This is a genomic window from Nocardia vaccinii NBRC 15922 (assembly GCF_001613305.1).
In the GTDB taxonomy this organism is placed as follows: Bacteria; Actinomycetota; Actinomycetes; order Mycobacteriales; family Mycobacteriaceae; genus Nocardia; species Nocardia vaccinii.
Map to the genome: position 1 here is coordinate 145,738 of NZ_BDCC01000032.1, position 12,807 is coordinate 158,544.

Sequence of the window (12,807 nt, forward strand, 5' to 3'; positions counted from 1 at the left end):
TGTACGTCCTCCGCTCGTCGGGCTTCGACGATGCAGCCGCGCGCCCGGTGTCTGTCCCGTTCATCAGCTGTACGTCCTCCGCTCGTCGGGCGGCGGGATGCGCGCGCCCTTGTATTCGACCGGGATCCCGCCGAGCGGGTAGTCCTTGCGCTGGGGGTGTCCACGCCAGTCGTCGGGCATCTCGATGCGGGTCAGCGAGGGGTGACCGTCGAACAGGATGCCGAAGAAGTCGTAGGTCTCCCGCTCGTGCCAGTCGGTGGTGGGATACACCGAATACAGCGAGGGGATGTGCGGGTCGGCGTCGGGCGCGGCCACCTCGACGCGCAGTCGCCGGTTGTGGGTGACCGACATCAGGTGATAGACCGCGTGCAGCTCGCGCCCGGAGTCGTCGGGATAGTGCGCTCCGCTCACCCCCAGGCACAGCTCGAAACGCAACGACTCGCTGTCGCGCAGGGCGCGTGCGAGGGCCGGCAGCTGTTCGCGGCGCACGTGCAGGGTCAGCTCGTCGCGGAAAACCACGATCTTCTCGATCGTGGCGGTGAATCCCTCGTCGGACAACGCCTTTCGCAGCTGGTCGACCAGGTCGTCGAAGTAGCCGCCATAGGGCGGGGGTGTACTGCCGGGCAGGCTGAGGGTGCGGACGAGGCGGCCGTAGCCGGAGGTGTCGCCGCTGCCGGTGACCCCGAACATGCCGCGCCGCACGCCGATCACCTCCTCGCCGGCGGGTTCGGGTCCAGCCGGGGCCGCCGGGGTGGCATCGGGTCGTTCTGTACTGGAACGGTTTCCGTTCGCCGTCGTCTCCGGCGGGCTCTCGCCGCCGCCGGGAGAGTCGAAGGTCATCGCAGCAACCCCCTCAGTTGGATGGTCGGGGTGACCGCCAGGGCCGCGGCCTCGGCGGCGCGCACCGCCTCCTCGCGGTTGACTCCGAGAGGCATGTGCTGGATCTTCTCGTGCAGGGTCAGGATCGCGTGCAGGAGCATCTCCGGGCGCGGCGGGCAACCGGGCAGGTAGATATCCACGGGCACCACGTGATCCACGCCCTGCACGACGGCGTAGTTGTTGAACATCCCGCCCGAGGAGGCGCATACGCCCATGGCCAGAACCCATTTGGGTTCGGTCATCTGGTCGTAGACCTGCCGCAGGACCGGCGCCATCTTCTGGCTGACCCGACCGGCGACGATCATCAGATCGGCCTGGCGGGGGGAGGCGCGGAAGACCTCCATGCCGAATCGGGCGCTGTCGAACCGGCCCGCGCCGGTGGCCATCATCTCGATCGCGCAGCAGGCCAGCCCGAACGTCGCGGGCCACAGTGAGCCCTTACGCAGATATCCGGCGAACTGCTCGACCGTGCTCAGCAGGAATCCGCTGGGCAGTTTCTCTTCCAGACCCATCTCGGACCGACTCGCTTCCGTCCTCGAAACCCTCGCTCCGGTGTGGACCGGAGGCGGGTTTGCCGTTCCGTGTGCTTTGGTGGTTTACCTCGGTGGTTGTGCTGACTCGGGTGTGGCGCGGGATCAGTCCCAGCTCAGGCCGCCGCGCCGCCATTCGTAGGCGTAGGCGATGGAGACGTTGAGGATGAACAGCGCCATCGCGGCCAGGCCGAACAGGCCCAGCGCGTCGAAGTGGACCGCCCACGGATACAGGAACACGATCTCGATGTCGAAGATGATGAACAACATCGCGGTCAGGTAGTACTTGACCGGAAAGCGTTGTCCGGCAGCGTTTCCGGGGCCTCCGCCCACGGCGTGGGGAGTCGGTTCGATACCGCACTCGTAAGGTTCGAGTTTGGCGCGGTTGCGACGTTTGGGCCCGATGAGGGCGGCCAGCAGGATCGACCCCACCGCGAACGCCGCGGCGATCGCGCCGAGAACGAGTGTGGGAACTTCGTTATTCACAACTGCACAACCCCTTCTCCATGTCCTCGGACGGCCGCAGCCGAGGCGGGGCTGACATCGTCGTCTGCCGGGCCGGTCTCGCCCCCGGGGCGCGCTCGGGCAGGAGCGCGGACATGTGCAGGGACCTGACAGGGAAGGTAGTCATACCAACGCCCGCACTCGTGTGAGCTACGGCACAGCTTACAACTGTTCCTTCTCAATGCCTGCGGATTGGCAGCCGTGTTTGATCGAATTCAGAACTGTCACTTATGACCGAAACGGCGTAATGACCCGGTTCATCCCGCGCGGGTGCCGACTCCGGCGGACATGCCGGAACGCCCGGCTCCGGCGGGAGCGCGGGCGTCGGGTGAGAACCGGATTCCGTGCCGGCGGACTCAGGCGGCTTCGGAGTTGCGCAGCAGGCCGACCACGGCCTCGGTGAGCCGGAACGGGTCGATCGGATGTGGCACCGCGGCCTCCGCGCGGGACCAGTTCGCCAGCCAGGCGTCGTCGGGGCGGCCGGTGAGCACCAGGATCGGCGGGCAGTGCTCGACCTCGTCCTTGAGCTGTTTGGCCAGGCCCAGCCCGCCGGTGGGGGCGGCCTCGCCGTCCAGGACGGCCAGATCGATACCACCGGCGTCGAGGCGGTCGACGACCACCGGCGCGGTGGCCACCTCGAGATACTCGAGCGGCGGCAGATCCGGGTGCGGATGCCGCCCCAAGGCCAGCATCACCTGGCTGCGAGTGTCGGAATCGCTGCTGTACACGAGAACCCGCAGCACCGCGGGACGGTTCGCATCGGCCACCTTCGGCATGGTACGTCCGCAGGCGACCCCGCCGTGGCAGGTTCGGCGCACTCGGTGGGTCACGGTATGAATCCGTGCTGGTCATCGACGGCCGAACGCGAGATCCTAGGAGTCGGGGGTGGTCGACGAGGCGGTGAATGCGATGCGAATTTCCGAGGTTCTGCGCAAGAAGGGCGCCGAGGTGGTCACGATCGAGCCCCGCGCCACGGTCCGCGAGCTGCTGGCGGTGCTCGCCGAGCACAACGTCGGGGCGGTGGTGGTCTCGCGCGACGGGCTGGCGCTGGACGGCATCGTCTCCGAGCGCGATGTCGTGCGGCGTCTGCACCGGATGGGTGCACAGCTGCTCGAACGGCCGGTCGAGGACATCATGACGATGGTGGTGCACACCTGCTCGCCGGAGGATCGGGTGGAGAGCCTGCGCCCGACGATGACCGAACACCGCATCCGCCATCTTCCCGTGCTGCAGCAGGGGCGGATGGTGGGGATCGTGAGCATCGGCGACGTGGTCAAGAACGCGATCTCCGAACTGCAGACCGAACGCGAGCATCTCGAACAGTATCTACAGGGGTGAGCCGCGCGAGATCTGTTGCGCGACACCGAGGCGACTCACCACCGAGCCGTTGCGTCCGCGAAGTGATCGCGGTGACCCGCGGAATTCGGGGCCGGAGTGCGCCGAACTCGGCAAATGAAATTCGACACTGCGTGCCGATTCGTAGGTCCAGGCGACTCTCGAATACGGTCGTGCGGAATTTCATCGGTTCGTAATCGCGAAATGGCTGCGCGACCGCGCAATTCGAGGCAGAATGCCGGTGGGCGATTCGCCCAAACCATGCTCGCGGTCGATGCACCGCTGATCGGGTGGGGTCCGGGATGCGCCGAAACCCTCGGACCTCACCACCCGAAACGCTGGTCACGGCGGGAATGTCACCGCGCTCGACGCGTCGGCCTCACGGCCCGGAATTTTCCGGTCGGGAAAGACAATTCGACATAATCCGACCGGTCTGCACGCGATTTCACGATCGATTTTCCGGCACCCGCGCGCGAATGCGATTGCCGCCCCGGATGTTCGCCGCTCCCGCACGCGCCCGGACCGATCGACACCGCCGCTGGGAGGCGTATTAGGGTCTGTGGCGCACGGTAGGACGGCCGGTGTGCCCGGCCCTTGTCATGAAGGAAACTCTATGCGCCGCATCACGATCACCGTGTTGACCCTGGCCGCCGCCCTCGCGTGCGGCGCATGCGGTTCCTCGGGCGGGGCCGAGGGCTCGAGCGCGGCATCGTCGCCCTCGGCGGTGAGTTCATCGGTGGCCGCACCGAGTTCCGCGCAGACCGCGGCGCAGCAGTGCGCGAGCGAGAAATGGCCGCAGCCGCTGCCCGATTTCCACGGAAAGCCCCTCGGCGACATGGTGGTCGGCGCGGCCCTGTGTTACAACATCACCGCTATCACCGCCCCGGACGGTACCGACGTCATGCACGATGCGGCCGGAATGACCAAGCCGTGGACGGTGAGCGCACAGTCTCCGGCGGCGGGCACCCCGGTCACCGCGCAGACCTCGATTACGCTGAAAGTCACTGCGGCACAGCACAATTGACCGCCCGCAGCGACTCCGCGCGGTACTACTTGCCCACGGCGCGGGACAGGCGTTCGGGGTAGCGGGCCCCGGCGACGTCCGCGGTGACGTCCTCGATGCGGGCCAGTTCCTGCGGGGTGAGGGCGATCTCGGTCGCGGCGAGGTTCTGCTCGAGGTAGGTGCGGCGTTTGGTGCCGGGAATCGGGACCACGTCCGCCCCCCGGCTCTGCACCCAGGCCAGCGCCAATTGTCCTGCGGTGCAGCCCTTCTCCTCGGCCAGGGCGCGCAGCGCGGCGACGATCGCCAGATTGCGGTCCAGGTTGCCCTCGGCGAAACGCGGCAAACCGCGGCGCATGTCGTCCTCGGGCAGCTCCTGCGTCGAGGTGATGGCGCCGGTGAGCAGGCCGCGGCCCAGCGGGGAGAACGGCACGATGCCGATGCCCAGTTCGCGGCACACCGGCACCACCTGGTCCTCGATCTCGCGGGTCCACAGCGACCATTCGCTCTGCAACGCGGTCACCGGGTGCACCGCGTGCGCGCGGCGGATGGTGTCCGGGGCGGCCTCGGAGATCCCGGCGTACCGGATCTTGCCCTCGGCGGCCAGCTCGGCCAGTGCGCCCCAGGTCTCCTCGATCGGCACGTTCGGATCGACGCGGTGCTGGTAGTACAGGTCGATGTGGTCGACCCCGAGCCGGGTCAGGGACTGCTCGCAGCACTGCTTGACGTAGGCGGCGTCGCCGCGTGCGCTCATCGTGCCGTTCTCACCCCAGATGATGCCGAATTTGGTGGCCAGCACCACCTGGTCGCGGCGGTCGGCGATGGCGCGGCCCACGAGCTTCTCGTTCGTTTCCGGGCCGTAGACGTTGGCGGTGTCCAGCAGCGTGACACCGAGCTCGAGTGCCCGGTGGATGGTGGCGATGGATTCGGCGTCGTCGTCGCGCACGCCGTAGGCCTGGCTCATGCCCATGCAGCCCAGGCCCTGGGCTCCGACGGTGAGATCTCCGAGTTTGCGGGTCGCGATCATGGATCCTCCTGGGGAACACCGGGATTGGTGAGGTGAGTCGTGCTCACCACCGACGACGCTAGATGCTGGAGCGCACTCCAGGTCAAATCGGCGTGCTCGGGCCGTGCCCGGTCACTCGTCGAGCAGGTCCACGATCTTGGTGAGGGTGGCCGCCAGGATGCGGCGTTCGTCGTCGGAGAGGTTGTCCAGGGCGACGGCGAAACGCTGGATGCGCGCGGAGGTCAGCCCGTTGACCATGTCCTGGGCCGGTGCGGTGGCCGACAGCACGTGGGCGCGGCCGTCGATCGGGTCTGGGGCGCGCTGGACGTATCCGCCCTTCTCGAGCTGGGTGACGATGCGGGACATGGTGGGCGCGGTCACGCGTTCGGCGGCGGCCAGGTCGCCCAGGCGCATCGGCCCGCACCGCACAAGGGTGCCCAGCGCCGCGGCCGAGCCGGGGCTCAGTGCGGTATCCCCGGCGCGGCGCAGCAGGCGCGTGATCCGGCCGACGGCCAGATACGCGTCGGCCGCCTCGGCGAGACGTTCGGCATTGTGCTGCTGAATCATCCGGTCCTCGCTCCTACCCGGCTCGATAACCGCGGTGCATGGCTGTGTCAGCAAGTATGCCCTTCGCGGGAGATGCCGGGACGCGTGGTGCGCGACGGGCCGATCCCGACGCGCACCACGCGTGGATCACTGTTCGGAGTCGGCCCGCACGCTCGCGGCGTGGCGGCCGTTGCCGTTCGCGGTTGCGGCGGGCTGGTCGTAGCCGAGCTGCAGGTCGTGGGTGACCTGCGAGCCGGTGACGGCCACCCGGCTGGACACCGGTGGGTAACCGCGAGTGACGACGGTGTACCGGCCCTCGGCCAGATCGGTGACGGTGTAGCGGCCCTCCTCGTCGGTGCGGGCCGAGCCGAGGATGCCTCCCGTCGCGTCCTGCATGATGACCTGGGCATCGGGCACCGCGCGCCCGCCGGACCACACCGTACCGCTCAGCACCGACATCGTGTTCAGCTCGATGTCCTGCGCCAGCACACCGCTGTCGGGGACGGTCAGCGTGATCGCGGTGGGCCGCATGTGCTCGGCGACCGCGACCAGTGTGTACACCCCGGACACCACGCCCTGGCAGGCGTAGTCGCCGCGAGCGCCGGAGACCGCGGCCCCGACGACTTCGCCGCGCATATCGGTCAGGGTGATCGTGGCCCCGGCCAGCGGCCGCAGGTCCACGGCCGAGCGCACGACGCCGGACACCTCGCCCGAGCCCTGCAGCGGCACGTCCAGACGCTGCGGGCGCCCGTCCACGCTGACGTTCACCGCGGCGGGCTGATGTCCGCTCGCGGAGACGATCAGCACGTAGCTACCCGGCGCGGGCGGCTCGATGACGTACTCGCCCTGCTGGTTGCCCGTCGCCCGGGAAACCTGGTGTCCGCGTTGGTCGATCAGGGTCAGCGCGACCCCGGCGACCGCGTACCCGTCGGTGCGCACGACCCGGCCGCTGATGGACCGCCCGTCCGCGACCAGCGGGCGGGCCGGCGGTGCGGCGGGAGCGCGGAACGTCGCGGGTGCGGTCGCGGTGAGCGGGCCGGCCACGGGGCGGCCGTTGGTGACGACTCGCACCTGCTCGGTGTCGTCGGTGATGCCCTCGCGGGCGGCCTCGGCCAGTTCGGCGGTCTCGTCGACGACGTAGTCGCCCTTGGCGAACCAGGAGGCGAGTGAGCCGAGCAGCAGCATCACCGCGGCGGCGATGAACACCGCGATAAGCCCGGAGTGGAACGGTTCGGAGATCAGGTGCGGGAAGAACTCCTGGCCGGTGATCGTGCTGCCGTTGACGCCGGGCTGGTTCAGCACGTCGGCCGGGATCATCTCCTTGAACGGGTTGTATCCCAGGAAGGTGGCGAACAGGCTGCCCACCGGCGGCGTGCCGGCGAGCTGTTCGGCGAAGTTCGCGGGGACGCCCTGCGCACGCAGTCCGGAGTTCATCGCGTTCGGCAGGGTTCCGGACAGTCCGGCGATCATCAGCGAGAAGAAGATGCCGATCGACAGCGCCATACCGCCGTTCATGATGGTGGCCCGCATACCCGAGGCCACACCGCGCTGGTTGGCCGGCACCGAGGACATGACCTCGGCGGTGTTGGGCGAGGTGAAGATGCCCATGCCGAGCCCGTTGAGCAGGATGATCAGCGCGAACAGCCAGTAGTTGAAGTTGACCGGGATGACGATGAGCAGCACGAAGGTGATCGCGGCCAGCAGCAGGCCGCCCGCGGCGAAGATCCGTCCGCCGAAGCGGTCGCTGAGCCAGCCCGAGGCCGGGCCTGCGACCAGGAAGCCGATGGTCAGCGGCAGCATGTAGATGCCCGCCCACAGCGGGGTGTCCTCGAAGCTGTAGCCGTGCTGGGGCAGCCAGATGCCCTGCAACCAGATGATGAGCATGAACTGCATGCCACCGCGGCTGACCGAGGTCATCAGGCTGGCGAAGTTGCCCAGGGCGAAGGTCTTGTTGCGGAACAGCGACATTTGGAACATCGGCTGGCGCGATTTGGCTTCGATGACGCAGAACAGCACCAGCAGTGCGAGGCCGCCGATGACTCCGGTCAGCACCCACGGGTTGGTCCAGCCGGTGTTGGAGCCGCCGTAGGGCTGGATGCCGTAGGTGATTCCGGCCAGCAGTGCGGTCAGGCCGACGGCAAAGGTGATGGTGCCGGGGATGTCCAGTGAGCCGGGGGTGCGCTGGCCGTTGTCGTGCAGCGACCGGTAGGACCAGATGGTGCCCAGCAGCCCGAAGGGCACGCTGATCCAGAACACGGCCTTCCAGTCCCATTCGGCGAGCAGACCGCCCAGCAGCAGGCCCAGGAACGAACCGGCCACGGCCGCGACCTGATTGATGCCCAGGGCGAATCCACGCTGTCTGGCGGGGAAGGCGTCGGTGAGAATGGCCGAGGAGTTGGCCATCAGCATGGCGCCGCCGACACCCTGCACCACGCGCCAGGCGATCAGCCAGAGGGCGCCGCCGCCGTGGTCGAACGGGTCGAACGAGAGCAGGATCGCCGAGACGGTGAAGACGATGAATCCGGCGTTGTAGATCTTGACCCGGCCGAACATGTCGCCGAGGCGGCCGAACATCACCACCAGGACCGCGGAGGTGAGCAGGAAGCCCATCATCAGCCACAGCAGATAGCTGACATTGCTCGACTCGAGCGGGTTGAGGTGCACACCGCGGAAGATCGCGGGCAGCGAGATGAGCACGATCGAGGAGTTGATGGTGACCATCAGCATCCCCAGCGTGGTGTTCGACAACGCTACCCACTTGTAGTGCGGGTGATCGTGGTCGACGCGCAGGCGCCGGCGAACGGTCTGGACGTCGCCGACGTCCAGGTCGGCGGAAGTTTGTGCGGAAGCCAAGAGTCCCTCTCCCCGAGGATTGCCATGAACAGTGCCTCACTCAATATAGTTGCAATATGCTAACTAACTAAATGGAGCGGATGGGGAATTCGTCACACTCGCGGTGGGAATACGCCCGTCGTGGTAGTGGTGCGCGTCGGCGGATTCCGGCCGAAAACGTGGCTCGACAGGGGTTTCGGCGGCCGGCCCGGGTGGGGTCAGTGGTTCTCAGGCCCGCCGGTCGGTGGCGTTCGCCGACGTGGGTGTACCGCCTCGAATGCTCGGTCACCGGGTGCGGCGTGGTGCAGCAGGTGATCGATGAACAGTCGAGCCGGAGGGGTCGGGGTGCGGGTGGTGACCGCGTGCCAGGGGCGATCCAGCGGGGTGCCCTCGACCGGCAGGATCTCCAGATGCCCTGCGGCCACATGTGATTCGACGGCATCACCGTGAATCAGGGTGACGCCCAGTCCTTCTCGCGCGGCGGCCAGTACCGCGCCGTGCGTGCCCAGGGTGAGCGTGGGCGGGCGGATCTGCAGCCGGTCCAGCAGGGCCAGGGTGGTTGCGCGGGTGCCCGAGCCGTGCCCGCGCAGCAACCAGGTGGCGCGCAGCGGATCCGGGCAGCGTCCGGGAGATCCGACGACGACCAATCGGCTCGTGCGGCGCGCGCGCACCACCAGTCCGGCCTCGTGCGGTGGGCGTCCGGCGATCACGAGATCGCTTTCGTGGTGCTGCAATTCGAGGAACAGCATATCGCGCGGGTGGATCGACAGACCCACCTCGATATCGGGATAACGGTCCCGGAACGCGGCCAGCGGGCGCAGCAGAACGTATTCCCCGGCGGTGGCGACCACCCCGATCCGCAATCGCCCGGTATCCGCGCGCCGCACCGCCGCCTGGGCCTCGCGCATCAATCCCAGAATGCTGCGGCAGTATTCGGCGTAGACGCGCCCGGCATCGGTCAGCACGATTCCGCGCCCGGATTTGGCGATCAGTTTCGCGCCCAGTTGTTTCTCGATATGGGCGACCGCCGCCGACGCGGCGGCCTCGGTGATGTGCAGTTGCGCGGCGGCGCGGCGAATGCTGCCGTGGCGGGCCACGGCCAGGAACGTCTCCATCCGGACCGCGCTCACCGTTCCCATCGTCAGACGGTAGCAAACACGACTTTTCGGTTGAACGAGACGAGGAACTATTGAATTGTCCGTGGCCATCTTCGCCCGCATCCTGAATCTGCAAGGCGCACAGGCTCGCTCGCACAGGAGGAGATATGGCCGAGGAATCCACTCGCGACCGCTGGGATCCGGGCGTGCAGTCCTACGCTTCGATGGGTTATTACGACCCGGACTATGAACCCGAGGACACCGACGTGCTCGCGGTGTTCCGGGTCACCCCGCAGGCGGGCGTGGACCCGATCGAGGCCGCCGCGGCGGTGGCGGGCGAATCGTCCACGGCCACATGGACGGTGGTGTGGACCGACCGGCTCACCGCGCACGACCGGTATCGCGGCAAATGCTATCGGCTCGACGAGGTGCCGGGACGTCCGGGCGAGTACTTCGCCTATGTCGCCTACGATCTGGATCTGTTCGAGGAAGGTTCGATCACCAATCTGACCTCCTCGGTCATCGGCAACGTGTTCGGATTCAAACCCCTTGCCGCACTGCGGCTCGAGGACATGCGTATTCCGGTGGCCTATGTCAAGACCTTCCCCGGTCCGCCGCACGGAATCGTCACCGAGCGGGAATATCTGAACAAGTACGGCCGCCCGCTGCTGGGCGCGACGGTCAAACCCAAACTCGGATTGTCCGCACGCAACTACGGACGCGTGGTGTACGAGGCATGCCGGGGCGGACTGGATTTCACCAAGGACGACGAGAACATCAACTCCCAGCCGTTCATGCGCTGGCGCGATCGCTATCTGTTCGCCATGGAGGGAGTCAATCGCGCGATCGCGGAAACCGGTGAGCTGAAGGGCCATTACCTCAATGTCACGGCCGCCACCATGGAGGACATGTACGAGCGCGCGGAATTCGCCAGATCGCTCGGCAGCGTGATCATCATGATGGATCTGACCGTCGGTTACACGGCGATGCAATCGATGTCGAAGTGGGCGCGGCGCAACGGCATGCTGTTACATCTGCATCGCGCGGGCCATTCCACCTTCACCCGGCAGAAGACGCACGGGGTCAGTTTCCGGGTACTGGCCAAGTGGTGCCGGCTGATCGGGGTGGATCATCTGCACGCGGGCACCGTGATCGGCAAACTCGAGGGTGATCCGAATACGGTCCGCGGGTTCTACGACACGTTGCGGGAGAACCACATTCCCGCCGACGCGGGTACCGGCATCTTCTTCGACCAGGATTGGGCGAGCCTGCCCGGAGTGCTGCCGGTGGCCTCGGGCGGTATTCACGCCGGGCAGATGCATCAGCTGCTGGATCTGTTCGGCGACGATGTGATCCTGCAGTTCGGCGGCGGCACCATCGGACATCCGATGGGGATCGCCGCGGGCGCGGAGGCCAATCGGGTGGCGCTCGAGGCGGTGGTCAAGGCCCGCAACGAAGGCCGCGATCTGCTCGGCGAGGGCCCGGCGGTGCTGCGCGAGGCCGCGCGCGGCTGCCGTTCGCTCGAGGCCGCGCTGGCGGTATGGGGCGAGGTCACCTTCGAGTACACCTCCACCGACGCTCCCGACGCCGTGCCCACGGCGACGCGGTGAAAAAGGAAGGGCTGCCATGTATCTGCGTCAAGGAACCTTCTCGCATCTGCCGGAGCTGTCCGACACCGAGATCGGCGCACAGGTGCGGTACGCGCTACTGAACAACTGGCCGGTGTCGATCGAATACACCGACGATCCGCATCCGCGCAACGTGTACTGGGAGATGTGGGGACTGCCGATGTTCGATCTGCACGAACCGGACGGGGTGCTCGCCGAGCTCGCCGCGTGCCGGGATGCGTTGCCGCGGCACTACATCCGCGTGACCGCCTACGACGCGCGGTACGGGCGGCAGACCACCGCGCTGAGCTTCCTGGTGCAACGCCCGCCCACGGAGCCCGGATTCCGGTTGGCGCGCACCGAATCCGACGATCGCAGCCAGCGGTACGGGTGGGCGGCCTATGCCACCGACCTGCCGCCCGGCGCCCGGTACGGCGACTGAGGCCGGGTGTGATGGCCGAGGCGGGCAACGGTTTTCGGATGTATCGATCCGATGCGATACCCGGTCGCCCGGTGCGGGAGGCGCCCGAGGAGCACTGCCCCGACGTACCGGAGATCCTCGATGCGGACGCCGAGCTGGATCTGTCCTCGGATCCGGCGAGCCGGGAGGTCGAACACACCCTGGCGCGGTTGGACGCGGAGCTGGTGGGTCTGTCGGCGGTCAAGGCGCGGGTGCGGGAGATCGCGGCGCTGCTGCTGATCGACCGGGCCCGCGCCCGGTTCGGGCTCGCTGCCGCGCGCCCGACGATGCACATGAGCTTCACCGGTGGGCCGGGTACCGGTAAGACCACCGTGGCGCTGCGCATGGCCGATCTGCTGCACGCGCTCGGATATATTCGTAAACCTCTGGTGCACAGTGTGACTCGGGACGATCTGGTAGGTCAGTTCATCGGTCACACCGCGCCGCGCACGAAGGAGGCCCTGGCGCGGGCGGCGGGCGGGGTGCTGTTCATCGACGAGGCGTACTACCTGTTCCGCCCGGAGAACGAACGCGATTACGGGCAGGAGGTCATCGAGATCCTGTTGCAGGAGATGGAGACCGAGCGCACCAGCCTGGTGGTGATCTTCGCCGGGTATCCGGACCGGATGGAGACGTTCTTCTCCGCCAATCCGGGATTGTCCTCGCGGGTGGCGCACCACATCGATTTCCCGGACTACAGTCACGGCGAGTTGATGGCCATCGCGGGGCTGATGGCCGAGGGAGAGCAGTTCCGCCTGGATCCGGGCGCGGTGCGCGCGCTGGCGGAATACCTCGAATTGCGGATGGCCCGGCCGCGATTCGCCAATGCGCGCAGTGTGCGCAACGCGCTCGAGCGGTGCCGGTTGCGTCAGGCCCGCCGGTTGGTGGACCTGCGCCGGCCGCTGCGTCGCACCGAGCTGAGCACGCTGACCGCCGCGGATGTGTACGGCAGCAGCGTATTCGGCGATGCCGATCCGGTACCGGTCGCCGGCGACGGGGACGATCGGTGAG

The 12,807-nt window shown here is 67.7% G+C and carries 13 protein-coding genes and 1 pseudogene; 5 read left to right on the forward strand and 9 right to left on the reverse strand.

The genetic code is table 11. The features are described from left to right. Nucleotides 1-63: 63 nt before the first annotated feature. The 4 genes from NV1_RS20665 to NV1_RS20680 all read right to left on the reverse strand — a co-directional run bounded on the left by NV1_RS20665 (nucleotide 64) and on the right by NV1_RS20680 (nucleotide 2,689). Complete coding sequence (locus NV1_RS20665) at nucleotides 64-840, reverse strand: NADH-quinone oxidoreductase subunit C (protein WP_067893672.1); 777 nt, start codon at nucleotides 838-840, stop codon at nucleotides 64-66. After that, complete coding sequence (locus tag NV1_RS20670) at nucleotides 837-1,391, reverse strand: NuoB/complex I 20 kDa subunit family protein (RefSeq protein ID WP_067893674.1); 555 nt, start codon at nucleotides 1,389-1,391, stop codon at nucleotides 837-839. Before NV1_RS20670 ends, NV1_RS20665 begins: the two co-directional genes overlap by 4 nt. A gap of 123 nt (nucleotides 1,392-1,514) precedes the next feature. Further along, nucleotides 1,515-1,895 (reverse strand): NADH-quinone oxidoreductase subunit A, encoded by a 381-nt coding sequence (locus NV1_RS20675; protein ID WP_067893676.1) that lies wholly within the window; start codon nucleotides 1,893-1,895, stop codon nucleotides 1,515-1,517. A gap of 374 nt (nucleotides 1,896-2,269) precedes the next feature. After that, nucleotides 2,270-2,689, reverse strand: coding sequence for an Rv3143 family two-component system response regulator (locus tag NV1_RS20680; protein WP_067893678.1), 420 nt, complete (start codon nucleotides 2,687-2,689; stop codon nucleotides 2,270-2,272). 133 nt (nucleotides 2,690-2,822) lie between these two features. Here NV1_RS20680 and NV1_RS20685 point away from each other — a divergent pair, with 133 nt between their 5' ends. Both NV1_RS20685 and NV1_RS20690 read left to right on the forward strand, forming a co-directional pair. Then, complete coding sequence (locus NV1_RS20685) at nucleotides 2,823-3,251, forward strand: CBS domain-containing protein (protein ID WP_067893901.1); 429 nt, start codon at nucleotides 2,823-2,825, stop codon at nucleotides 3,249-3,251. Nucleotides 3,252-3,861: 610 nt separating this feature from the next. Further along, nucleotides 3,862-4,272: a hypothetical protein gene (locus NV1_RS20690; protein WP_067893679.1), complete on the forward strand. Its 411-nt coding sequence runs from the start codon at nucleotides 3,862-3,864 to the stop codon at nucleotides 4,270-4,272. A gap of 25 nt (nucleotides 4,273-4,297) precedes the next feature. On the opposite strand, the gene NV1_RS20695 is transcribed toward NV1_RS20690, so the two are convergent. The 5 genes and pseudogenes from NV1_RS20695 to NV1_RS20710 form a co-directional block, all read right to left on the reverse strand. Next, a complete protein-coding gene (locus NV1_RS20695) occupies nucleotides 4,298-5,275 on the reverse strand; it encodes an aldo/keto reductase (RefSeq protein WP_067893682.1) in 978 nt (325 codons plus the stop codon). 111 nt (nucleotides 5,276-5,386) lie between these two features. Beyond that, nucleotides 5,387-5,821: a MarR family winged helix-turn-helix transcriptional regulator gene (locus NV1_RS20700; RefSeq protein ID WP_067893684.1), complete on the reverse strand. Its 435-nt coding sequence runs from the start codon at nucleotides 5,819-5,821 to the stop codon at nucleotides 5,387-5,389. Between the two features lie 126 nt (nucleotides 5,822-5,947). Further along, the gene (locus NV1_RS45810; protein WP_373864636.1) at nucleotides 5,948-6,871 is read right to left on the reverse strand and encodes an MSCRAMM family protein; all 924 of its coding nucleotides are present in this window, start codon (nucleotides 6,869-6,871) and stop codon (nucleotides 5,948-5,950) included. Nucleotides 6,872-6,937: 66 nt separating this feature from the next. Further along, nucleotides 6,938-8,653: pseudogene (locus NV1_RS45815) on the reverse strand (MFS transporter); the annotation flags it as partial. 197 nt (nucleotides 8,654-8,850) lie between these two features. Next, on the reverse strand, nucleotides 8,851-9,771 hold the full coding sequence (locus NV1_RS20710) for a LysR family transcriptional regulator (RefSeq protein WP_245713823.1): 921 nt from the start codon (nucleotides 9,769-9,771) through the stop codon (nucleotides 8,851-8,853). Between the two features lie 125 nt (nucleotides 9,772-9,896). Between NV1_RS20710 and NV1_RS20715 the strand changes: the two genes are divergently transcribed. Genes NV1_RS20715 through NV1_RS20725 form a run of 3 tightly spaced genes read left to right on the forward strand, consistent with a single transcriptional unit; the run spans nucleotide 9,897 to nucleotide 12,806 of the window. Beyond that, a complete protein-coding gene (locus tag NV1_RS20715) occupies nucleotides 9,897-11,339 on the forward strand; it encodes a form I ribulose bisphosphate carboxylase large subunit (protein WP_067893687.1) in 1,443 nt (480 codons plus the stop codon). Between the two features lie 16 nt (nucleotides 11,340-11,355). Next, complete coding sequence (locus NV1_RS20720) at nucleotides 11,356-11,778, forward strand: ribulose bisphosphate carboxylase small subunit (protein ID WP_067893689.1); 423 nt, start codon at nucleotides 11,356-11,358, stop codon at nucleotides 11,776-11,778. 38 nt (nucleotides 11,779-11,816) lie between these two features. After that, on the forward strand, nucleotides 11,817-12,806 hold the full coding sequence (locus NV1_RS20725) for an AAA family ATPase (RefSeq protein ID WP_245713824.1): 990 nt from the start codon (nucleotides 11,817-11,819) through the stop codon (nucleotides 12,804-12,806). The last annotated feature ends 1 nt before the right edge of the window (nucleotide 12,807 follow it).